22 protein-coding genes, 1 tRNA gene and 1 pseudogene are annotated in these 23,272 nt (G+C 46.2%); 15 read left to right on the top strand and 9 right to left on the bottom strand.

What is annotated here, in order from left to right:
• Window positions 1-12 precede the first annotated feature (12 nt).
• The 4 genes from FD975_RS02820 to FD975_RS02805 all read right to left on the bottom strand — a co-directional run bounded on the left by FD975_RS02820 (window position 13) and on the right by FD975_RS02805 (window position 4,337).
• The gene (locus tag FD975_RS02820; RefSeq protein ID WP_215302933.1) at window positions 13-1,317 is read right to left on the bottom strand and encodes a malonyl-CoA decarboxylase; all 1,305 of its coding nucleotides are present in this window, start codon (window positions 1,315-1,317) and stop codon (window positions 13-15) included.
• 129 nt (window positions 1,318-1,446) lie between these two features.
• Complete coding sequence (gene lgt, locus FD975_RS02815; protein ID WP_215302931.1) at window positions 1,447-2,244, bottom strand: prolipoprotein diacylglyceryl transferase; 798 nt, start codon at window positions 2,242-2,244, stop codon at window positions 1,447-1,449.
• A 16-nt stretch (window positions 2,245-2,260) separates the two neighbouring features.
• Entirely contained in the window at window positions 2,261-2,725 is a 465-nt protein-coding gene (locus tag FD975_RS02810; protein WP_215302929.1) for a DNA polymerase III subunit chi, read from the bottom strand.
• Window positions 2,726-2,741: 16 nt separating this feature from the next.
• Window positions 2,742-4,337 (bottom strand): leucyl aminopeptidase, encoded by a 1,596-nt coding sequence (locus FD975_RS02805; RefSeq protein ID WP_371743400.1) that lies wholly within the window; start codon window positions 4,335-4,337, stop codon window positions 2,742-2,744.
• 124 nt (window positions 4,338-4,461) lie between these two features.
• Here FD975_RS02805 and lptF point away from each other — a divergent pair, with 124 nt between their 5' ends.
• From lptF to FD975_RS02785, 4 genes are all read left to right on the top strand, one after another.
• On the top strand, window positions 4,462-5,577 hold the full coding sequence (gene lptF, locus FD975_RS02800; RefSeq protein ID WP_215302925.1) for an LPS export ABC transporter permease LptF: 1,116 nt from the start codon (window positions 4,462-4,464) through the stop codon (window positions 5,575-5,577).
• Complete coding sequence (lptG, locus tag FD975_RS02795) at window positions 5,574-6,728, top strand: LPS export ABC transporter permease LptG (RefSeq protein ID WP_215302924.1); 1,155 nt, start codon at window positions 5,574-5,576, stop codon at window positions 6,726-6,728. The genes lptF and lptG overlap by 4 nt, the downstream gene beginning before the upstream one ends.
• Window positions 6,729-6,790: 62 nt before the next feature.
• Window positions 6,791-7,732: a CysB family HTH-type transcriptional regulator gene (locus FD975_RS02790; RefSeq protein ID WP_215302922.1), complete on the top strand. Its 942-nt coding sequence runs from the start codon at window positions 6,791-6,793 to the stop codon at window positions 7,730-7,732.
• A gap of 80 nt (window positions 7,733-7,812) precedes the next feature.
• Window positions 7,813-8,790: a tripartite tricarboxylate transporter substrate binding protein gene (locus tag FD975_RS02785; protein WP_215302921.1), complete on the top strand. Its 978-nt coding sequence runs from the start codon at window positions 7,813-7,815 to the stop codon at window positions 8,788-8,790.
• Window positions 8,791-8,809: 19 nt separating this feature from the next.
• Here FD975_RS02785 and FD975_RS02780 read toward each other — a convergent pair whose 3' ends face one another.
• The 4 genes from FD975_RS02780 to FD975_RS02765 all read right to left on the bottom strand — a co-directional run bounded on the left by FD975_RS02780 (window position 8,810) and on the right by FD975_RS02765 (window position 11,859).
• Entirely contained in the window at window positions 8,810-9,493 is a 684-nt protein-coding gene (locus FD975_RS02780) for an aldolase (RefSeq protein WP_215302920.1), read from the bottom strand.
• An 8-nt stretch (window positions 9,494-9,501) separates the two neighbouring features.
• Window positions 9,502-10,764: a 3-oxo-tetronate kinase gene (otnK, locus tag FD975_RS02775; protein WP_215302918.1), complete on the bottom strand. Its 1,263-nt coding sequence runs from the start codon at window positions 10,762-10,764 to the stop codon at window positions 9,502-9,504.
• Window positions 10,761-11,660 (bottom strand): L-threonate dehydrogenase, encoded by a 900-nt coding sequence (ltnD, locus tag FD975_RS02770; protein WP_215302916.1) that lies wholly within the window; start codon window positions 11,658-11,660, stop codon window positions 10,761-10,763. The genes otnK and ltnD overlap by 4 nt, the downstream gene beginning before the upstream one ends.
• A 114-nt stretch (window positions 11,661-11,774) precedes the next feature.
• Window positions 11,775-11,859, bottom strand: a tRNA-Leu gene (locus FD975_RS02765).
• A gap of 141 nt (window positions 11,860-12,000) precedes the next feature.
• Between FD975_RS02765 and FD975_RS02760 the strand changes: the two genes are divergently transcribed.
• From FD975_RS02760 to rng, 8 genes and pseudogenes are all read left to right on the top strand, one after another.
• A complete protein-coding gene (locus FD975_RS02760; protein ID WP_215302914.1) occupies window positions 12,001-12,720 on the top strand; it encodes a YebC/PmpR family DNA-binding transcriptional regulator in 720 nt (239 codons plus the stop codon).
• Window positions 12,721-12,781: 61 nt separating this feature from the next.
• Window positions 12,782-14,059 (top strand): phosphoribosylamine--glycine ligase, encoded by a 1,278-nt coding sequence (purD, locus tag FD975_RS02755; RefSeq protein ID WP_215302912.1) that lies wholly within the window; start codon window positions 12,782-12,784, stop codon window positions 14,057-14,059.
• A gap of 65 nt (window positions 14,060-14,124) precedes the next feature.
• The gene (gene hemF, locus FD975_RS02750; protein ID WP_215303785.1) at window positions 14,125-15,036 is read left to right on the top strand and encodes an oxygen-dependent coproporphyrinogen oxidase; all 912 of its coding nucleotides are present in this window, start codon (window positions 14,125-14,127) and stop codon (window positions 15,034-15,036) included.
• Between the two features lies 1 nt (window position 15,037).
• On the top strand, window positions 15,038-15,742 hold the full coding sequence (locus FD975_RS02745) for an adenylyltransferase/cytidyltransferase family protein (RefSeq protein WP_251371388.1): 705 nt from the start codon (window positions 15,038-15,040) through the stop codon (window positions 15,740-15,742).
• A 55-nt stretch (window positions 15,743-15,797) separates the two neighbouring features.
• Window positions 15,798-16,184: pseudogene (gene rsfS, locus FD975_RS02740) on the top strand (ribosome silencing factor); the annotation flags it as partial.
• Between the two features lie 13 nt (window positions 16,185-16,197).
• Window positions 16,198-16,641 carry a 23S rRNA (pseudouridine(1915)-N(3))-methyltransferase RlmH gene (gene rlmH, locus FD975_RS02735; protein WP_215302911.1) on the top strand — a complete coding sequence of 148 codons (444 nt, stop codon included), beginning with the start codon at window positions 16,198-16,200 and terminating at the stop codon, window positions 16,639-16,641.
• A 7-nt stretch (window positions 16,642-16,648) separates the two neighbouring features.
• A complete protein-coding gene (locus tag FD975_RS02730) occupies window positions 16,649-17,272 on the top strand; it encodes a nucleoside triphosphate pyrophosphatase (RefSeq protein WP_215303781.1) in 624 nt (207 codons plus the stop codon).
• Complete coding sequence (gene rng, locus FD975_RS02725) at window positions 17,269-18,732, top strand: ribonuclease G (protein WP_215302910.1); 1,464 nt, start codon at window positions 17,269-17,271, stop codon at window positions 18,730-18,732. The genes FD975_RS02730 and rng overlap by 4 nt, the downstream gene beginning before the upstream one ends.
• A gap of 7 nt (window positions 18,733-18,739) precedes the next feature.
• Here rng and msbA read toward each other — a convergent pair whose 3' ends face one another.
• Window positions 18,740-20,503 (bottom strand): lipid A export permease/ATP-binding protein MsbA, encoded by a 1,764-nt coding sequence (gene msbA / locus FD975_RS02720; protein WP_215302909.1) that lies wholly within the window; start codon window positions 20,501-20,503, stop codon window positions 18,740-18,742.
• A gap of 10 nt (window positions 20,504-20,513) precedes the next feature.
• Here msbA and FD975_RS02715 point away from each other — a divergent pair, with 10 nt between their 5' ends.
• From FD975_RS02715 to FD975_RS02705, 3 genes are read left to right on the top strand one after another with little or no spacing between them, the layout of a single operon-like run.
• A complete protein-coding gene (locus FD975_RS02715; RefSeq protein ID WP_215302908.1) occupies window positions 20,514-21,293 on the top strand; it encodes a glycosyltransferase family 2 protein in 780 nt (259 codons plus the stop codon).
• On the top strand, window positions 21,290-22,069 hold the full coding sequence (locus FD975_RS02710; protein WP_215302907.1) for a glycosyltransferase family 2 protein: 780 nt from the start codon (window positions 21,290-21,292) through the stop codon (window positions 22,067-22,069). Before FD975_RS02715 ends, FD975_RS02710 begins: the two co-directional genes overlap by 4 nt.
• A 20-nt stretch (window positions 22,070-22,089) precedes the next feature.
• Complete coding sequence (locus tag FD975_RS02705) at window positions 22,090-23,247, top strand: glycosyltransferase family 9 protein (RefSeq protein ID WP_215302906.1); 1,158 nt, start codon at window positions 22,090-22,092, stop codon at window positions 23,245-23,247.
• The last annotated feature ends 25 nt before the right edge of the window (window positions 23,248-23,272 follow it).

The following is a 23,272-nucleotide window of genomic DNA, read 5'->3' as shown; positions in this document are numbered from 1 at the left end:
CAAGGGAAAACACTAGGGTGCCATCAAGCGGCCCACTGCCCTTGAGTAGACAATTTCTCCATTAGCAAAGCGCTCATGGTTATCCTCAACACTTCCCAAGTCATACAGATAGTTCACCATTAGCCCTGCTGATTGACGCAATCCTTTGCGCGATAAATCCCCTGCCCAATTCACTAAATGCAACTTTGCACCATTGCCCAAATGAAATTTCGCCACAGGATTACCATCGCGCCCTGTAGAGGCAAGTCCCAAATACATACTTGCCAAGCTTAATAAGGCAGCCTTCTCCTTCTCAGAGGCTAAATCTGGGTGCCAGCCGCCCGCCAGTCGTTCACTCCAAGACTGGCTATCGAGCCTCAGAAGCGCCAAAGCCGCATCACGCGCCGCTTTCAAATTCGGTTTCAAGCGCTCCGCAGGAACGCCCTTACCCAGATGCGCGCCTGCGGCCACCCAATCCATAAATCCCGGAATGGGCGATAAGGTTACAAAAGTTTTGATTCCGGGGAATTCAGCATGCAATTGCTCCGCAACCCGCTTAATCAGGAAGTTCCCCATGGATACGCCACGAAGACCAGGCTCGCAGTTACTGATGGAATAAAAAACAGCGACCTTATATTGGGATGCCTGATCGACTGTCTCTGCTTTTTTGTCAACCAATGGTGTGATCACCGTTGGGATCTCTGGCAAGAGCGCCACTTCTACAAAGATCAAGGGCTCGCTTGGTAACTGCGGATGAAAGAAAGCAAAGCAACGACGATCTGGCTGAAGCCGACGACGCAAGTCATCCCAACCATCGATAGCATGAACTGCTTCATGTTGAATTAACTTCTCCAGCACCTCTGCTGGAGATTTCCAGTCCACCCGATGCATTTTTAAGAAGCCCGGGTTAAACCAAGATGACAACAAATGGCGCATATCAAAATCCACCGCAGCTAATTCTGGTTTTTTATCTAGTAACTGCAATAGATCTCGACGCATCTGAACTACAGCTGCAGTCCCATGACTAGCACGATTGAGACGTCTAAAGAATTCTTGGCGCGGAGATTCAGAAACCTTTTGAAGCTGGATGTAATTACGCGCACTGGAATCAGCAACAAAATTTTGCGCTGCCTTGAGCACTGCGTCCGCTTCGGGATTGAGCTTCTCAAACAAAAAAGTAAAAAATGAGACGTGTTGATCTTTTGCTAATTTGCGGTAGTTATTAACTACATCATCAGCCATGCTGAGTGCGTTAGATTCACCTCGCTCCGATATCAAACGCTTGATGGCGTTATTTGCCTTAGATAAATTGCGAGCTTTGGTTAACTTCTCCAGCATGGATATCTTTCAGTTTAAGTAAATATGCTCAGAAAATAGGCAATTTTCGTAAAAAACCAATGCATCACCAGGTAATTTAGTCAAATTTAAGAAATTGACTACAAAAGACCTAGAAAACTCGATTTTTAACTACTGATAACTGCCGTTTTTCGTATTCACCTTCACTATAAGGTAAATTCCAAAAAGAATCATGGGTATAGAAAGCCACTGCCCCATAGATAAACCTAGGCCCAAAAGACCCAAAAAGGCATCAGGCTCGCGAGCAAATTCCGCCAAGAAACGGCAAATGCCATAACCCAATAAAAATAAGCCAGAAATCTGCCCTACCCTGCGCGGTTTACTGGAATATATCCAAAGCACAATCCCCAGGCAAATACCTTCACCCAAGAATTGATAAATCTGGGAGGGGTGGCGCGGAATGGAGTCCACCATTGGGAACACCATAGCCCATGGTAGGTCTGTTGGCCTCCCCCATAACTCGCCATTAATAAAATTACCTAAGCGGCCAAATGCCAAACCAAATGGAACAAGTGGCGCAACTAAGTCACTCACAACAAAGAAGGAAACCTTGCGGCGATAGGCAAACCAGAGCAAGGCCAATAAGACTCCTAGCAGGCCGCCATGAAAAGACATGCCACCCTCCCATATCTTGAAGATACTGAGAGGATTTGCAAGGTAGTAGCCGGGCATATAAAACAAGGTGTAGCCTAAACGCCCGCCCAGCACCACACCTAAAACGCCAGCAAATAAAAGATCCTCAAGGTCTTTATATGTCCAACCCAAAGATTGATATCGCGGAGTGCGGATGCGCAGACGACCTAATAATAAAAATTGAGCGAATGCCAATAGATACATTAGCCCATACCAATGAATGGCAAATGCGCCTATCCTAATTACAGCAGGATCAAATTCTGGATGAATCAACATATTGAGTGTTTAGCAATCACGATTTGGATTGATCAAAATTGTGCAACTCATGACCTAAGTCACGATAAGCCTTATATCGCTCGCGACCCGCAAGACGTTCTGCTTCGTTGATTGTGACAACCTCAACAATACGAGGGAAGCGAGCAAGCAATGCTGGAACATCTGATGGCATTTTCATACCCAAATGAATTAATACATCCGCATGAGGCAACTGAGCTAATGCCGGTGACAAAAAATGATCTGTCAGCAAGATGGGTGTATCTATCGCTGCTTCATCTTCAATAAAGCAATGTGGCAGGAAATCTGTTGCACTAAATGTCCATAGCAGTTCATCCAATTTTTTGAGGTCTGCCTTCTCGCCCACCATCACAATATTGCGCACGGACTCACCAGTAGGTGTGGCGCTCCAGATCTTGCGCGTTAAGCGACAAGCGTATTCCAGCTTATCGCTAACGTTGCTATGAAAATCAATACGAGCCATGAATGACTTTCTGCGCTTATTTTTGATCTAACAAGTAATTCACAAGCAAAGGTACTGGGCGTCCCGTTGCACCTTTAGCAGCACCACTCTTCCAAGCGGTTCCAGCAATATCCAAATGAGCCCATTTATATTTTTCAGTGAAGCGCGATAGGAAACAAGCGGCAGTCACGCTACCAGCCGGGCGTCCACCAATATTGGCAACATCCGCAAAATTCGATTTGAGTTGTTCATGGTAAGCCGCATCTAAAGGCAAACGCCATACGGTATCCAAAGAGGCGTGCCCCGCTTTAGTAAGAGAGTTCACTAAACCCTCATCATCTGAAAACACGCCACTATGCACATGACCCAATGCAATGATGCAGGCCCCAGTTAAAGTGGCTACATCAATCACAGCCTTGGGCTTGAAACGCTCAACGTAAGTCAAGGCATCGCACAAAATCAGTCGACCTTCTGCATCGGTATTGAGAATCTCAATCGTTTGACCAGACATACTCTTCACAATATCGCCGGGGCGTGTGGCATTGCCGGAAGGCATATTTTCACAAGTCGGAATTACGCCGATGACATTCTTCTTCAACTTCATTAATGCTGTGGCATACATCGTGCCAATCACAGAGGCAGCACCGCACATGTCGTACTTCATCTCATCCATGGCTTCGCCAGGCTTTAAGGAAATACCGCCGGTATCAAAGGTGATGCCTTTACCCACCAACACAATCGGAGCCTCGCCAGCTTTACCACCTTGGTGACGCATCACAATAAATTGTGGCGGCGTATCTGAACCTTGGGCTACTGATAAAAAAGAGCCCATGCCCAAAGCTTCAATTTGCTTGCGGCCCAATACCTCCACCTTGAGGCCAGTCTTCTTGCTTAAGCCCTGCGCTGCTTTACCCAAGTAAGTTGGCGTACAGATATTCGGAGGTAAATTACCCAAATCTTTAGCCAAATTCATACCCTCAACCATCGCAGCACCTTCTGGTACTGAGGCCTTGAGCTCTTTGGCGCAAGCGTCATTACCCGCAAAGATGAGGTGAGTAAAAGTATCTGCTTTATCTTTGGCCTTGAATTTCATGGCTGGCTGACGAACGCCAAAACGATATGCTTGATCGCCTGCATATTGAATGGTCAAGCGTACTTCTTCAGCAATGAACTCAGCGCGATGTCCCAAGGCAAAGCTCGGAATAAACCACAAAGCGTTTTGGATGGCACCGCCGCTTAATTGCTTTAATGCTGCACGAGCAATTTTGGAGAAAGAACTCAGACTGCGTGCGCTAGCGGGAGTGATATCACCCAGAGATACCAAAAGAATACGTTTAACCTTGACTCCCAAGCCTGCCCAAGATTTTTCAGCTCGAATGACGCAAGTAGATGCTTGCTGAGCATCCAAATCACCAACAAGATTGGCATGGGTGACAGAGCCCCCAAGCAATCGATCCAATTCCATTAATAGCCCAGACTTAGATTTACCGCCCCCCAAGGCATCTAAATCAGCCTTTGAGTAGGCTAAAACTAAGCAATCAGAGCTCTGCGCCAATAAAGTGGCTAGACTTGCTTTGAGTTGCTTCGGATTATTGAGATCGGCTTGCGCGAAAATCTTGGTGCTAAATTGAATAGTCATGATGTCTAGAAGTATTTTTAAGTCAATTCAAGGAAAAAAATGGGTGTTTATCCATTATCCTCCGAGATGCAGGTTCACATCTTGAGTGAGCCAATAACAGCCAACTTATTATCTACTCATGATTTTTCACCAAGCCCTTCGCCGCGAACTCAGTTTTACAACTGGTGGCGTTTTCCTGGTTTTGGTCACCATCATGATTACCACCCTAGTCATTCGAATTTTGGGCTTTGCCGCTAATGGCGCTGTAAATCCAGAAGATGCCCTTGTTTTAATTGCGTTGGCCACGCTCGGCTATATGGCCGTTCTTCTCACAGTCTCCCTGTTTGTAGCCGTGTTAATAGTACTAGTGCGCTGGTACAAAGATTCAGAAATGATTGTTTGGTTTGCTAGCGGTCTGAGCATCTCTAGTCTCATTCGACCAATTCTGCGCTTTGCGGCGCCACTCATTGTCATCATTGCCCTATTGGCCCTTTTTGTTTGGCCTTGGGCCAATCGTGAATCCACCATCATCAGCCAACGCTTTCAGCAACGCAGTGATGTCTCCATGGTTGCCGCAGGTCAATTTAGAGAATCAGCCAAAGCGGAGCGGGTATTTTTTATTGAAGAGTTGGATGTCGATAAAAGTGAAGTAAAAAATATCTTTGCCGCAGAAACTAAAAATGGGCGGCTCAGTGTTGCAGTTGCAGCCACTGGATTCATGGAGAATGCAGAGGGAGGCGGAAAATCGATTGTGCTAAATAATGGCCGTCGTTACGAAGGACTCCCAACGCAACCGGATTTCAGGATTTTAGAATTTGCTGAGTACAGCACCCAAATTCACAGCAAAAATGCACTTGATCCAGCGCCACGCGATCGTGAAAAAACAGTCATGGAGCTGTTAAACGATCCTAATCCAGCTGCCATTAACCCAAATTATGCAGAGCTACTCTGGCGCTTGGGCCTGCCTTTCATGGCCTTGGGTTTAGTGCTCATTGCTATTCCGCTTGCCTACGTCAACCCAAGGCTGGGCAACTACACTGCGATGTTTTATGCCGTGCTGATTTACCTAATCTATAGCAATCTGTTGAACCTTACTCAAAACTTCGTTTCACAAGGCAAGGTAAATGTTTTTGTAGCAGCTTGGCCGATACATGCCCTAGCGTTTGGCATTGCCTTCCTACTGATCCGCAACCGCATCAACCCATCCTTGAAATGGTGGCGCCGCCAACTCCCCTCCTTCTTGGCTAGTAGATGAAATATCTATTCCCCTATATCTTTGAACGCTACTTAGCCAAGCAGATATATGCTGCCTTTGGTTTCATTCTGTTTGCTTTGGTGGCACTGTTTTTATTCTTTGACATTCTGAGTGAGCTTGGATCTGTAAAAGGGCAGTACACCCTGCCACTAGCCCTTCTACATGTTATTTTGAAAGCGCCAAGTCGGATTTCCGAGATCATTCCTATTGCAGGCCTCATCGGAAGTATTTATGTTTTTGCTATGTTGGCCAGCCAGTCAGAATTCACGATCTTACGTATTGCTGGATTAGATATACGCAGAGGTTTAAGTACCTTGGCCAAGATTTCGTTACCACTCGTGATTGTCACGCTTGTGATGAGTGAATGGTTAGGGCCCTACACCGAAAAGCTATCAGATCAAATTCGAATGAAGGCTTTAGGCTCATCCTACAGCTCTCAATTTAAAACTGGTATCTGGGTGAAAGATCGCTTACGCGATGAAGATGGCAGCGGTCCTGTTAGGCCTGGAGTCCGCTATGTCAACGTTGGCAAAATTGAACATGACAACGAAATCAAAAATATTCGCATGTATGAATTTGATGATGCGTACCGCTTGCTCTCCATTCGAAGTGCAGCTTCGGGGCGCTTTGACCAAACAGGCACCTGGATACTGGATGACGTTATAGAAACTCGCTTTAAAGAAACTAAACAGGCTGACCCACTCAACCCAGTCTATTCAGCGCAAACTTTTGCCCATCCAATCGTGAGCCTGGAATCTGAAGTCACCCCACAAATTCTGAGCGTACTCTTGGTGAGTCCAGAAAAAATGTCGATTTTTAATTTAGGTCGCTTTATTTCTCATCTAAGAGATAACAAACAAGATGCACACCGCCATGCCATAGCATTTTGGAAGAAAGTAATCTACCCATTTACGATCTTTGTCATGCTGACATTGGCGCTACCATTTGCCTATCTCAAGGTACGCGCTGGTAGCGTTGGCATCAAGGTATTCGGCGGCATTATGCTGGGAATGAGCTTTCAGCTTTTTAACTCACTCTTCTCGAACGTTGGTCTTTTGGGGTCGTGGCCCGCACTGCTGACCGCCCTAACACCTCCATTGCTCTATTTCATTTTGGCAATTGCAGGTTTACGTTGGGTATCTAGAGCTTAATACCTGAAAATCATATAGAATTTTATTCCTATATCTCAGTTGATATAAAGAATGGGATCCTTATGAATTTGCACCAATTTCGCTTTGTACGTGAAGCTGTAAGACAGAACTTCAATCTGACCTCGGCAGCTAAAGCACTTTTTACCTCTCAGCCTGGAGTCTCTAAGGCCATTATTGAGTTGGAAGATGAGCTCGGTGTAGAAATCTTCCGACGCCACGGCAAGAGGATCCGCTCACTGACCGAGCCGGGCAAAAGAATTCTTGCCTCAATTGAGCGCATTTTGGACGAGGTGGAAACATTAAGAAGAGTTGGAAAAGACTTTGCTAGCCAAGATCAGGGTAGCTTTGTGATTGCCACTACACATACACAAGCCCGCTATGCCCTACCTAAAGTACTGACTGAATTTACTAAACGCTTTCCAAAGGTGCGGGTCAGCATTCAACAGGGAAGCCCCGGTCAAATTGCAGAGCTACTCATTCATGATCGGGCTGACATTGCAATAGCAACCGAAGGTATCGCCAACACGCCTGGCGTCCTTGCGCTTCCGGGTTACCAATGGCAACACGTCGTTATGGTGCCGCTAAGCCACCCGCTTCTCAATCAGTCAACCATCACCCTGGAAGAAATTGCAAAGTATCCGCTCATCACTTACGACAGAGCATTTGCAGGGCGCAGCAAGATTGATGCCGCATTTGCGCAACGCAATCTGAGTCCAGACATTATTTTGGAAGCAATTGATGCAGATGTGATCAAAACCTATGTTGAAACCGGAATGGGTGTCGGGATTGTTGCTGGCTTAGCTTATGACGCAGATCGAGATCGCAATCTCAGAGTCATTCCAGTTGGCCACTTGTTTGGAAACAATGTGACGCACTTAGGTGTTAAGCAAGGAGCTTATCTTCGCTCTTTTGTATACACCTTCATTGAACTATTCTCACCAACCCTCACCAAGAAAATTGTGGAGCAAGCGATGAATAGCGAGTCAGAAACCTATGAAATTTAAGCCAAAAGCCGAGCACACCACTTCGTGCTAATCTTTGCAACGAGACTTTATATTTCCTTACAACAAAAAATTTATCTTTTATGAAAAATCATCTGATATCCCTATTTAAACAATGTGCAGTTTTTCTGATGCTGGCCAGCTCGGGAGTTGCATTTGCGCAAACCACCTATCCAAATAAGCCCGTCAAGCTGGTAGTGCCATTTCCTCCTGGCGGACTGATCGATAATGTTGCCCGCCTCATTACTCCAGCGCTTTCAACAGATCTTGGGCAAGCTATTGTTGTAGAAAACAAGCCTGGTGCAGGCGGTAATTTAGGTGCCGCAGAGGTTGCAAAAGCAAGCCCCGATGGATATACGCTTCTCATGGCATCCCCGCCACTCTCTATTAGTCCAGCAATTTATAAAACACTGCCTTACAGCCCCAGCAACATTGAACCAATTGCCATTTTTGGGCAGTTGCCGAATGTGCTTTTAGTCAATCCTGACTCCGGAATTAATTCAGTTGCTGAATTAGTAAAACGCGCAAAACAGTCTCCAGGCAAGATGAACTATGGCTCCAACGGCAATGGCACCTCATTGAACCTCAGTGCCGAGATGCTGAAAAGTCAAGCCGGCATTTTTGTAGTTCACATTCCATACAGAGGTTCATCCTTAGCGAATGTAGCTCTAGTATCTAAAGATATCGATTTTATGTTTGACAACCTTCCCTCTGCGCTTGGCTTAATTAAAAGCGGCAAGTTGAAAGCACTTGCTGTTACCAGCACCATTAGAAATCCTGCGCTTCCCCAGGTCCCAACAATGCAAGAAGCAGGCTTTCCGAACTTTCAGGTTACAGCTTATTTCGGTATTGCTGCACCAAAAGGTTTACCAGCAGATATTGCTTTGAAATTACAAAACAGTATTCAAAAGACAGTGGCTCAAAAGGAAGTGGCTGACTCACTGACTAAACTGGGTGCTACTGTAGATTTTATGAATGCCAGCAAGTCAGCTGAATTTATTAAGGCCGATGCACAAAGATGGAAAAAGGTAGTTGATTACGCCAAAATCGAATTAGATTAATTCAATTTACGCTCAGTAACTACCAGCGGACTGCAAATGCAGTCCGCAGTTCATTTAACTGTGCATCCGTAAGCGAATTGATCGGCACATTTTTGAGGTAAAACAGTTTTGCCGTTTCTTCCAACTCCTCTAGGGTAGCCATTGCTGAACTGGGTGAGTTGTTCCAAACATATGGCCCTAGGCGTGACAGCATGCAAGCTCGCAAAGGTATTCCTGCCCTTCCATAAGCTTCGATTGCCTTCTCTACAAATCCAATAGTTTTTACAGAGCCAGGGCTTGCATAGGGAATTGTTGGGACATGACCAACCTTCATCACAAAATATGGCGTGATTGCAGGTAATAATTCAGGCAAAACTCCATCGTCCGTAAATGGATTGGATTCCAGAGTCAAGGCTACGCAGTGAGTGCTGTGAGTATGAATAATGCAAGAGGTATCTTGATCAAATTGTCTTGCTTTGTTGTAAATGGCAGCATGCAAGGCCATTGTTTTACTAGCTTTATCACCGCTAAGTTGCTGACCATGAATGTCAATCTTAGCCAATCGATCAGGATCAAGGAATCCGAGACAGGCATCTGTGGGTGTAATTAAAAAACCATCCTCAATACGAACGCTAATATTGCCCGCAGTTGCATGGACATAGGATCGATCAAACAAACTTTTTCCAATCCGGCAAATCTCTTCTCTTGCTAATTGCTCATTCATCTTTTTGCTCACAGTTTTGAGAAGGCACTTGTAAAAAAATCTGCTGCGCCAAAGTTCCCAGACTTTAACGCAAGATGTAGAGGCTTATTCTGAACCTTTGCATAACACCAAGGTACGCCTGGGTCAATTTGCTGACCAATCTGCATTTGATCAATACCCAAAGCTTTCACGCATGCACCGGAGGTCTCTCCGCCAGCTACCAATAACTGCCCAACTCCAAGAGCAACAAGGCCTTTGGCAACCGAGCCTAAAAGGTTTTCAATTGCGCTACCAGCAGCCTGAACACCAAGCTGTGATTGCACTTCTTTTACCTGATCAGGGCTTGCTGATGAGTAAATCAAGACTGAGCCATGTGGGAGTCGAGGCTTTGCCCAAGTTAAGATCTCCTGCAACATTTGCTCTGTAGATTTCTCATTTAATTCAAGTGGATTCACGACATACATTTCACCACCTAAACTTTTAAAGCGCTCAACTTGGAGGTTAGTGGCCTGAGAACAACTGCCCGAAACAATGGCGCGATATCCGCTAGCAGGTGGAAGCTGGCTAGACGTTGGATGCGCTTGCAGACCAAAGTTAGAAGGCAGTCCAATAGCAATACCGGAGCCTCCAGTAATTAGAGGGAGATCTTTTAATGCTGGTGCGATACGATACAAGTCATCCTTAGTCACTGCATCAACAATGGCAATTTTTGCATTGGATGCTTTTAAGTCGGCGATTCTTGAGGAGATTGCATCAGCACCGGCAAGAATAGTTTGGTACTCAATCAATCCCACCTGATTTTGGCATTGAGCCTGCATTACTCTCACAAGATTTGCATCAGTCATTGGGGTTAAGGGGTGATCACGCATGCCAGACTCGCTCAACAATTGATCGCCGACAAATAAATATCCCTTAAATACACTCCGCCCATTATCCGGAAAAGCAGGGGTTGCAATAGTAAAGTCAGCCCCCAAGGCTGCCATCAGCGCCTCTGTAACCGGGCCAATATTCCCTTTAGGGGTGCTGTCAAAGGTAGAGCAATATTTAAAGAAGATCTGTTGCGCTCCTTGCGCGAGAAGATACTCTAAAGCCTCTAATGACTGCGCTATTGCAGCCTCAGGCTCAATATTTCTGGACTTCAGTGCCACTACGACAGCATCCAACTCAGTATTCAATGCGTGCTGTGGGATACCAATAGTTTGCGCAACGCGCATGCCATTGCGAACCAGGTTATTCGCCAGGTCAGTAGCGCCTGTAAAGTCATCTGCAATACAACCTAAAAGAATACTCACTTGACTGCTTTCGGCAACTCGATACCAGGAAAAATTTTAATGACAGCGCTATCGTCTTCCTTAGCAAAACCAGCAGTCGATGCTTGCATAAACATTTGATGTGCAGTGGATGAGAGGGGTAATGGAAACTTACTCGCACGGGCCATATCTAAAACTATTCCCAAGTCCTTCACGAATATATCTACAGCAGATAGAGGTTCATAGTTAGCCGCAAGCACATGTGCCATGCGGTTCTCAAACATCCAGCTATTACCAGCACTATGAGTAATCACCTCGTAGAGTGCATTTGCATCTACGCCCTCCCTCAAACCGAGCGCCATTGCTTCTGCAGCAGCGGCAATGTGCACACCAGCAAGTAGCTGATTAATGACCTTCACTTTACTGCCGATACCCGCCTTATCGCCTAAGCGATAAACAGTTCCTGACATCGCATCAAGAATGGGATTCACCTTTTCATATGCAGCAGCGCAGGCTGAGGTCATCATGGTCATTTCACCAGAGGCAGCTTTAGCAGCTCCACCAGATATAGGGGCATCTACATAAAGAATATCTTTTTCAGCGAGACGTGACTCAAATGAAATCGAAATATTAGGATCGACAGTGGAGCACATCACGAAAACACTCTGGGGCTTTAATGAATCTACTAAGCCAGGACTACTTGGTGAGCCAAACAAAACCTCTTCAGTCTGTGCAGCATTCACTACGACTGAGATAACTACCTCACAGATTGAACCTAACTCTTCGATTGACTTACAGACCGTACCACCAGCCTCACAAAATTGACGGGCATGATCTAAACGTACATCAAATACATACAGATCAAAACCCGCTCTTCGGAGAGATGAGGCCATACCGGAGCCCATGGCGCCCAGCCCGATTAATCCTACTTTTTTCATGATTTGGTCTCGTTTAGTTTATTTTTGATGCTTGCTAGAAGCTTTTATTGCCAATAATCATAGCAAAGGCTACCCGTGAACCTAATTGATCAGGGCTAAAAATAAGAAGGGGGATGGTGCCCCGGGGCGGACTTGAACCGCCACGCCTTGCGGCACCGGATTTTGAGTCCGGCACGTCTACCAATTCCATCACCGGGGCAGGTGTTTGCAGTGGAAAAACTGCATTGAAGCTTACTAAGAGGTGAGAGTGTAACAAAAAAGTTGCATCGCCCCCATTCTTGGGTACAGAAGCCCTTAAAATGACGACTTCAAGCCACATTATTCAAAAGGACTTACCCGTATGGCCGGCCATTCGAAATGGGCCAATATTCAGCACCGCAAAGGACGTCAAGACGAAAAGCGCGGCAAGATTTGGACCAAACTCATTAAAGAAATCACGGTTGCAGCTAAATTAGGCGGCGGCGATATTGCTACGAACCCCCGTTTACGCCTCGCTATTGATAAGGCCAAAGATGCCAATATGCCTAATGACAACGTACAGCGTGCAATTCAGCGTGGTACAGGCTCACTAGAAGGTGTGAACTACGAAGAAATTCGTTATGAGGGTTATGGTCTTAATGGAGCAGCCATCATCGTGGATTGTCTAACCGATAACCGCACTCGTACTGTTGCTGAAGTACGCCATGCATTTGCAAAAAATGGTGGGAATATGGGTGCAGAGGGATCTGTTGCCTTTATGTTTAAACACTGCGGTCAGATGTTATTTGCTCCTGGAACCAATGAAGATCAACTCATGGAAATTGCACTAGATGCAGGCGCTGAGGATGTGATTACCCATGAAGATGGATCACTTGAAGTGCTCACACCAGTTCCCGATTTTCCGAGAGTTCAGGATGCACTCACTCAGGCAGGCTTAAAAGCAGAAATAGCCACCGTAACAATGCGCCCAGAAACAGAGACTGAGTTCGAAGGTGACCAAGCTGAAAGCATGCAAAAACTATTAGATGCCCTTGAGAACCTAGATGATGTGCAAGAAGTATTTACGAATGCTTCTTTGTAACCAGTTAATTTGTTCGTTCAATTCATTCAATACTATTCATCAATATCTCTTTTAGCTCTTTATGAAAATTCTTTTAGTTGGATCCGGCGGTCGTGAGCATGCATTGGCATGGAAGCTGGCCCAATCCCCACAAGTTCAAACCGTATATGTAGCACCAGGTAATGGTGGTACCGCAACTGCAAAACAAGCTGCAGCCGGAATTGAAAACCTCCCTATCTCTGACCTTCAAGAGTTGGCAGACTTTGCTAAGCGAGAAAAAATTCATCTAACCGTTGTTGGTCCAGAGGCCCCATTGGCTGCCGGTATCGTAGATGTGTTTCGCAATAATGGCTTGCGCATTTTTGGCCCAACCCAACTTGCCGCCCAATTAGAGTCCTCGAAAGATTTCTCTAAAGCCTTCATGAAGCGCCATGGGATTCCAACGGCTGAGTACCAGACTTTTTCGAACGCATTAGAGGCGCATGCTTATATTGATGCTAAGGGTGCGCCTATTGTGATCAAAGCCGATGGTCTAGCCGCAGGCAAAGGCGTTGTTGTGGCAATGGATCTAGCAGAAGCTCATGCGGCTGTCGATATGATGCTCGCCGATAACAAACTGGGCAATGCCGGTGCACGCGTAGTCATTGAAGAATTTTTAACTGGCGAAGAAGCCAGCTTCATCGTGCTCGTGGATGGCAAGCATGTTTTAGCCTTAGCCACCAGTCAAGATCACAAACGTCTACTCGATGCTGATCAGGGCCCCAACACAGGCGGCATGGGTGCGTACTCTCCAGCCCCAGTTGTTACCCCAGAAATTCATGCACGCGCCTTACGAGAAGTCATCATGCCTACAGTCAAAGGTATGGAGTCTGATGGTATTCCTTACACTGGCTTTCTCTATGCAGGCCTGATGATTTCTCCTGATGGCAAGATCAAGACATTGGAATTTAATTGCCGCATGGGTGACCCAGAAACACAACCCATCATGGCGCGCCTACGTAGTGATTTAGTGAATGCCTTAGATCATGCAGTTGACGGAACTCTAAACGAAGTGGAATTAGACTGGGATCGCCGCACCGCATTAGGTGTAGTGCTCGCAGCCCATAACTATCCAGATACACCGCGCAACGGCGATGTCATCACTGGGGTACCAGCTGATACTGAAGATCAATTGACCTTTCATGCTGGTACTAAGCTACAGGATGGCAAACTTCTCACCTCAGGTGGTCGAGTGATGTGCGTAGTGGGTCTATCAGATACCGTTCGTGGCGCTCAGCAAAAAGCGTATGAGGCCATTTCTAAAATTCAATTTGATGGCATGCAATATCGCAAAGATATTGGCTATCGCGCAGTGAAGTAATTCAATCCATTTATCCATCTCAATATAGCGACCTTTAAACCTTGTCATCAGCCGAACAAACTCAAATCAATATTGCAGAATTAAAAAATTACTTTTTAGGACTGCAAGATCGCATCACGACCGCAATGAGTGAGCTCGATGGCAAAGCTTTCATGGTGGATGCCTGGGAAAAACCGGAAGATAGCAAATTAAAAGGTTATGGACGCACCTGTATTTTGGATGGCGGTAATATTCTAGAAAAAGGTGGCGTGGGCTTCTCACATGTCCGTGGCGACCAAATGCCACCATCTGCATCACACCATCGCCCAGAGGTTGCGGGGCGTAGCTTTGAAGCCATGGGCGTTTCACTGGTCTTTCATCCGAACAATCCTAAGGTACCGACCACCCATATGAATGTGCGCTGCTTTATTGCGCAAGCTCCAGACAAAGAACCTGTTTGGTGGTTTGGTGGCGGCTTTGATCTCACGCCCTACTATGGCGTTGATGAAGATTGCAAACACTTCCATCAAACAGCTAAGGATGCTTTAGATCCATTTGGTGAGGAGCTCTATCCGCGATTTAAAAAATGGTGTGATGAATATTTTTACTTAAAACATCGTGAAGAGCCACGCGGTATTGGTGGTGTTTTCTTTGATGACTTTAATGAGCTTGGGTTTGAGAAGAGCTTTGCCATGACGCGCGCTGTTGGCGATGCTTTTATTGATGCTTATCTGCCGATTGTGGAGCGTCGCTATAAAGACAGCTTTACCGCCGAAGAAAAAGCGTTTCAAGAATACCGTCGCGGTCGTTATGTGGAATACAACTTGATATTTGATCGTGGCACTATTTTTGGTCTGCATTCTGGTGGACGTACAGAATCTATTTTAATGTCTATGCCACCAGTAGTTCAGTGGTGGTACAACTGGCAGCCAAAACCTGGCACACCAGAAGCCAAGCTCTACGACTACTACCTCAAGTCGCGTAACTGGCTGGCCTAAGTTGAGCTCAGCGCATTTGGATACCCCAAAAAAAATTGGTATTCTGGGTGGTACGTTTGACCCACCACACCTTGGCCACCTTAAACTGGCTACGCATTTTGCAAAGGTTTTGCATCTCGATGCCTTGTTGCTAGTCCCCAGCGGCGAACCTTGGCAAAAAGACTCTAACATCACGCCTGCTGAGTTACGTCTGAAACTGACTGAAGCAGCAGGCATTGATCTGGCTCGTGCATTTCTGTACTTAAAAATACCGACTCAAATTGGCGTTGATCGCATTGAAATTGATCGTGCAGGCCCGAGCTATGCCATTGATACCGCAAAAGTCCTCAGGGAGCGTTTTGGCTCTCAAGTTAGCCTGACTTGGTTAATGGGGGCCGACTCTCTTCTGAACCTTCCCTCCTGGAACTCCTGGGATCAATTGTTAGGTTTTGTAAATTTCGCAGTAGCCAGCAGGCCTCACCATGAACTTTCCGGGGAGATGAGCCCTGAAATTAAGGCTTTATTGGCAAATCATCAATGTAATGACCCAGATACCCTTGAAAAAAGCCCATTTGGCCGCATCTACCTAGATAACAGTCTTTCAGTAGACCTTTCATCAACCGAATTGCGGAATCAACTTAAAAGCACTTCCCGTAGTGCCATTGCCTCCGAGCACATTCCATCACACGCTTTAGAAATCATCACAAATCTGGGTCTGTATAAGTAATCAGGCTAAGATCACCCTTATATACAAAAATCTCAGAAAAAATATTAAAGAAACTATGGACTTAACTAAATTACAACGTGTCGTGATCGATGCCCTAGAAGATGTCAAGGCTCAAGATATTCGCGTTTACGACACCACCAAACTCAGCGAACTGTTTGATCGCGTCATCATCGCAACCGGTACATCTAATCGCCAGACTAGATCATTGGCCATGTCAGTTAAAGAAGCGGTTAATGCAAAGGGCGGCGAAGTCATTTCCGTCGAAGGCCTGGAGACTGGTGAATGGGTGCTCGTCGACTGTGGCGACATCGTGGTTCATATTCTGCAACCCGCATTGCGCGCTTACTACCAACTTGAAGGTATGTGGGGTGCCAAGCCAGTGCGCGTCAAATTAGCAGCAGACAAAGGTCTTGTGAAAGCAAGCGAACCTGACGACGAAGATTAATGCTTTAGTAATGCGTTTAACAATTGTTTCTGTTGGTCACAAAATGCCTGAATGGGTTGCAACTGCAACCCATGATTACATTAAGCGCATGCCTGCAGACTGCAGCATCGAAATCAAAGAGATTAAGCCCGATCTCACCCCAGCTAAAGAGGCTATCAAAATTGCAGCAGCTATTCCAAAAGGCTCTCGTGTCATTGCGCTGGATGAGCGCGGCAAAGATCAGACCACTCAAAATCTAGCTACGCAACTGGCAAACTGGAGACAAGAAGGTTTTGACATCACCTTTTTGATTGGTGGTGCCGATGGACTCGATCCCAGCCTCAAGGAGGGTGCACAAGCGATGTGGCGCCTCTCAAGCCTGACATTGCCTCATGCAATGGCAAGAGTCTTATTAGTTGAGCAGCTCTATCGAGCTTGGACTATTTTGCAGGGTCACCCCTATCACCGTGAGTAAGTCATTCATGTTTTCTTATATTTATCTTGCCTCACAAAGTCCACGTCGCCAAGAGTTACTCAAACAGATTGGCGTCCAATTCGAAATGCTGGTTGCAGGACCGGGTGAAGATACAGAGACTCTTGAAGTTCCTCTCCCCAATGAAAAGGCACGTGATTATGTTGAGCGAGTCACCTTCGCCAAAAGTGCTATTGCATTAGCGAGGTGGCAAAGTAGTGGAAAACCTTGGGCACCCATTCTGTGTGCAGATACCACCGTCAGCTTGCCTGGCAATCCTGCCGGCGAAATTCTGGGAAAACCGAACGATGCCGCCGATGCTGAACGCATTCTAAAAATGCTCAGCGGCCGTGTGCATGAGGTACTCACTTCGGTTGTTCTCATGATCGACCCTCTAACCAAACCCCTTTGTCTAGTGCAAGTCTCCGAAGTGGAGTTTGCCCATTTAACTCAAGGACAAATTGACAGCTATATTGAGAGCGGGGAGCCCTTCGGTAAGGCCGGGGCGTATGGTATTCAAGGTTCGGGAGGGGCTTTTATTCCTTCAATTAAAGGCAGCTATAGCGGTATCATGGGATTACCTATTTTTGAAGTTAACCAATTATTGGATTTCGCTAAAGTTGCCCGCATATGAATGAAGAAATTCTGATCAACATCACCCCACAGGAAACACGGGTGGCATTAATTCAGCAAGGTGCTGTTCAAGAACTGCAAATTGAGCGTACCCGTCAACGCGGTATCGTTGGCAATATTTATTTAGCCAAAGTAGTACGTGTGCTACCGGGTATGCAATCTGCTTTTATTGAAATTGGTTTAGAGCGCACTGCATTTATGCACGTCGCTGATATCACGCAAAACAACCCGCAAGCACAAATTGAAAAGTTGCTCTTTGAGGGTCAAAATGTTTTAGTGCAAGTTCTCAAAGATCCCTTGGGCACTAAAGGTGCGCGCCTCACGACCCAACTCAGTATTGCTGGGCGTAATCTGGTTTACCTGCCCCCCGCCGGTACAGATGCAGCCACAGAAAAATATATTGGCGTATCCCAACGAATTGATCAGCCCGAGGAACGTGAGGCTATCAAGTCACGCCTTGCAGGACTCATGCCCGCAGATGAAAAAGGTGGAATTATCGTGCGCACCAGCGCACAAGATGCCAGCGATACCGAGCTTGAGAACGACATGCATTACCTACGCACGACCTGGGAGAGGATCCGAGAAGCTGTGAACCATAAGGCTGCCCCCAGCCTGCTTTATCAGGACCTTAGCTTGGCTGAACGTGTATTGCGCGATGTTGCTGGTGAAGAAACTATAAAAATTCGGGTTGACTCTGCAGAGAACTTTGAAAAGCTCAAAGGATTCGCTACCTTATACATGCCTAACCTCTTGGATAAGCTTACCCTGCATCGCGGCGAGCGCGCCCTCTTTGATTTATTTGATGTAGATGCTGAAATTAATAAGGCCTTAGGTCGAAGAGTTGATCTCAAGTCAGGCGGCTATCTGATGATTGATCAAACAGAGTCAATGACTACGATTGATGTCAACACAGGTAGTTATGTGGGTGCACGCAATCTTGATGACACCGTCTTCAAAACCAATCTTGAAGCTGCTCAGGCTATCGCTCGTCAACTCCGTTTACGCAATCTTGGTGGGATCATCATCATTGACTTTATTGATATGTTGAGCAAAGACCATCAAGAGTCAGTTTTACATGAACTCAATCGCAATTTAGATCGTGATCACGCTCGTACTTCAGTGAGCGACTTTTCCTCGCTAGGCCTGGTAGAGATGACACGCAAACGCACTCGAGAATCCCTTGCCCACATTACATGCGAGCCCTGCGCTACCTGCCAAGGCAAGGGTGAAGTCAAAACAGCACAAACTATTTGTTACGAGATTTTGCGCGAGATTGTTCGTGAGCATCGCCAATTTAATCCTCGAGAATTTAGAATTGTTGCGGCGCCTGATGTCATTGACCTGTTCCTTGAAGAAGAAAATCAATTTTTGGCGCAGCTTGGCGATTTCATCAGTAAGCCCATCAAACTTCAGGCAGAAGGTAGCTTCCGCCAAGAGCAGTACGACATCGTTCTCAGTTAATCATTAATTAAGCATTTGAAAACTGGATACGATGTAAGTTGGCATACATGCCATCCTTAGCAATCAACTCTTCGTGTGAGCCATTCTCAATCACATGACCATGCTCTAGGACCACAATCCGATCGGCATGCTCAATAGTCGATAGGCGATGCGCAATTACCAGAGTGGTCCTACCTGCCATCAAGCGCTCTAGAGCATCCTGTACCTGACGTTCGGATTCAGAATCGAGCGCTGAAGTAGCCTCATCCAAAATAAGGATGGGCGCATCTTTATAAATGGCTCTCGCAATAGCTAGACGCTGACGCTGACCACCAGATAAGCGATTGCCGTTATCCCCAATTTGAGTATCGATTCCTTCAGGCATTTCTTTCATGAGTGCAGATAAGTTAGCCGCCTCCAGCGCCTCTATCACGCGCCCACGATCAATGCCTACTGGACCAACAGCACCATAGGCTACGTTTGCCGCAATGCTGTCATTAAATAAAATCACATCCTGACTCACAAAAGCAATTTGCTTACGAACATCTGCAAGAACAATATCCTCAAGCGGAATATCGTCCAAGAAAATTTGTCCACTTGTCGGCTTAAAGAATCGTGGCAATAAATTCACTAGCGTAGATTTACCTCCGCCAGATGGGCCAACGAAGGCAACGACTTCGCCAGGCTTGATATTTAAATTCACACCAGTGAGAGCATCTTTACGCCCGGCTTCTTGCTGATAATAGAAGCCTACATTCTCAAAACGAATTCCACCCTTAGTCTTATCCAAGGATTTCATATTTCCTTTTCGGGACTCATCCTCTTCAAAAGGTTGATCCATGAGGGAGAAGATCATTTCCGCTGCAGTTAAGCCGCGTTGCAAGGGTTGATTAATATCGGCCAGGTGCTTGATCGGCGAGATCACCAACATCATCGCAGTAATAAAAGACGCAAAGCCACCTACCGTAACACCTTCGGAGGATGACTGCATTAAAGCAATCACCAGTACAATCGATAGCGCCATGGAAGCAATCAGTTGAGTAATCGGCTGATTCAGACCTCCAGCCACCGCTGACTTCATAGCGAATTTGCGGAGGCGGTCAGCTTTTTCCATAAAGCGACTCATCTCATACTCTTCAGCACCATGTACTTTCACGATCTTGTACCCAGCAGCAGATTCCTCAACGATGTAAGCGAGATCACTTGTCATTGTCTGCTGCTCACGATTGAGTGAGCGTAAGCGTTTATTAATTCTGCCGATGATTAGAGCAATGATTGGGAAAATCATAAGCACCACCAATGTAAGTTGCCAGTTTAGGTAAATCAGGTAGCCAATTAATCCAATCACCGTAAGGGAATCTCGCACCAAACTAATCAACATGCCACCCATAATCGAAAGGGCATTATTCACTTCAAAAACTACCGCATTAATTAAGTTGGATGCAGAATTCTTTTGGAAGAAGGTAGTGCTTGAATGCAGTAATGCCTTAAACATCTGCATACGCATCTTGAGCAAAACAGCATTGATAACGCGATTTAAAAGGTAACTAGATAGAAATTGCGACATTCCCCGCACAAAAGCCAAACCCACCAAGAAAACCGGCACCTGCCACAGCTTGTTATCCATCTGACCAGTGAACCCCCGGTCAAGCAAAGGCTTCATCAGCGCCGGAATAGAGGTTTCAGCGCCAGCAACAAGCGCCATAGCCAATAAAGACCCAATAATCGTCCAGATATGGGGCTTCAGGTACTGAATTAAGCGATTTAGGGAGGTGCGGTCTTGAGCATTCATATAATGAATTATGCCCACCTTATCAGTCATACTCATCACTCGCAATGAAGAGGCCAATTTGGCCGATTGCTTGGCCTCCCTAGAGGGGATTGCCCAGCAAATCGTGGTGGTCGACACCAATAGCATCGATAGCACCCTAGAAATCGCCAGAAGCCATGGGGCCCTCATTAGCCAGCCAGCGGATTGGCCAGGATTTGGACCCCAAAAGAACCGCGCCTTGGACTTGGCAACATGTGAATGGGTCCTATCCCTGGATGCTGATGAGCGCCTCACTCCTGCCCTTAGAAGTGAAATTCTCACTGCCATTCATCACTCGGCACATGTCGACTGCTTCTCGATTCCACGCCTTTCTTGGTATTGCGGTCGCTTTATCCGCCACTCTGGCTGGAATCCGGATTATGTGGATAGATTGTTTAAACGTGGGACGGCTCGTTTCTCAGATGACCTCGTTCATGAGCGACTCATTCCGAGTGGGCAAGTAGCAAAGCTTGAGAATCCCATGCTGCACTATAGCTTCATGAACTATTCACAAGTGCTTCAAAAGTTAGATCGCTATTCAACAGCTTCTGCAGAGCAGGCATTTGCCAAAGGGAAAAAGAGTAGTCCATTAAAGGCCGTGCTTCATGGCATCTGGGCCTTTACTCGAACCTACTTCATAAGACTTGGATTCCTAGATGGTCCTCAGGGCTTTGCCTTAGCGATCTCCAACGGGCAAGGTACCTACTACCGCTATATGAAGTTATGGCAATTGCATCAAGAAGCTGCGAATAATCCACATCACGGCAAATGATCTCCGTACTTTTAGCGACCTATAACTGGCCACAGGCTCTCAAGCTCTGTCTTGAGTCACTTGGCACTCAAACTGATTTAGATTTTGAAATCATCATTGCTGATGACGGCTCTACATTAGAAACTAAGAGCTTGATAGAGGTCATCCAGAAAAATTTTCCAGTAAAAATTACCCATCTTTGGCAAGAAGATCAAGGCTTTCGCAAGACCCGCATTCTTAATCAAGCAATCGAGGCAGCACACAGTGACTATCTCGTATTTTTAGATGGCGACTGCCTTGTACAACCAGACTTTATTGCCCAGCATCGAATCCTATCTCAGACCAACCACCTAGTTACAGGCAGTCGCGTCTTGCTGAATGCCGAACTCAGCAAACAATTACTATCATGGCAGCACTGGGATTTCAAAAAATTTATCGACAAACTGTTGAGCTATCGACTCTCTGGTGGCGTCAACAAATACTGGCCCCTCAAAATGAAGCTGGGGGATGGTGCCTGGCGCAACTATAAGAAATTCGTATGGCGTCGTATTAAGGGTTGCAATATGGCCTGTTGGAAAGCCGACGCCAAAGCCATTGGCGGCTTTGATGAAACCATGACGGGCTGGGGGCACGAGGATGCGGATTTTGTTTTCAGACTGCAGAACAGGGGTTTGATTCGTAAATCCGGCTCCTGGTCGACTGAAGTGCTGCATCTCTACCACCGTATCAACGATCAATCCAATGCCGCAGAAAATGCACGTCGCGTCCGTGAAAAAATTCTGGCTAAAGCTCAGTAGGATTCAGTTAAATTAGCCCTATGACTGCATTCTCAGCACTAAAGCCTAAAAAAGTTTTATTTATTGCGACTCGTCAGATTGGAGATGTCCTTGTCACTACGCCGCTCATCTCTCAAGCGCGCGAATTATGGCCTGATGCTGAGTTTCATTTTTTAGGTTATCGCGGCAAGCTCGAGATGCTCAAAGGTAATCCCGATATTGTCCAGATCATCGAAACTTCCGATCGTCCCAAATTCAAAGAGTATCTCTCCTTATTTTTTAAACTATTTCAGCGTTACGACTTGGCTGTCGTTACGCAACCTAGTGATCGCGCCTATTTTTATGGTCTAGTAGCTGCCCATCACCGCGTTGGCGTACTAGGCGGTCACCCTCAAGGTCTCACAGATCAAGATAAAGCCAAGAAAAGTAAAAGCGATAAGCAAAACGCCTGGAAAAAGGCTATCAGCCTACATACAGTTGATGTGGATTATTTTGCCCAGCATGTCATTACTGAAAAGCTTCGCCTACTTGAGATCTTTTACAAGAAGCCGCAGGATTTATTTAACAAACCTATTTCAGTCACTCCACCTGCTGGCGACCCCATTACCCCAAGCATTGCTGGTCAACTTCACGCACCTTACGTTGTGGTGCATCCAGGACCCTTGACTGCCTATAAGCGTTGGCCGCTTGCCTATTGGCAAATATTGCTGGCATGGATTACAAAACAAGGTTGGCAAGTTGTATTGAGCGCATCACCCGCCAAGCAAGATCTACAGCTAAACAAAGATATTCTGTCATTGCTTGATGAAGAAACCCGCAGTCATGTTGTTGATACAGCAGGCCTACTTACTATCCCGCAAGCGGGAACACTGATTCGCGGTGCAATTGCCTATATCGGGGTAGATACATCCATCACACACCTAGCGGCAGCATGTAATACACCGACCATTGCCTTATTTGGTCCAACGCCACCCACCAACTTTGGGCCATGGCCTAATAGTTTTATTGGTGAGCAGCCCTATCAATTAAGAGCTCGCTCGCAGACAGTTGGTCATGTCACGATCCTGCAAGGACCCGGTGAATGCGTCCCCTGTCGCAAAGCAGGCTGTGAAGATCGTGCAAATAGTCGTAGCGAATGCTTGGATCTCTTAGAACCCAATCAGGTGATTGCAGCGCTTCAAGACGCCACAAATCAATAAATCACTCTGAGTGGTTTTGGTGCTG

Source organism: Polynucleobacter sp. AP-Jannik-300A-C4 (assembly GCF_018688335.1).
Taxonomy (GTDB): Bacteria; Pseudomonadota; Gammaproteobacteria; order Burkholderiales; family Burkholderiaceae; genus Polynucleobacter.
This window is presented reverse-complemented; position numbering and strand designations above follow the sequence as displayed.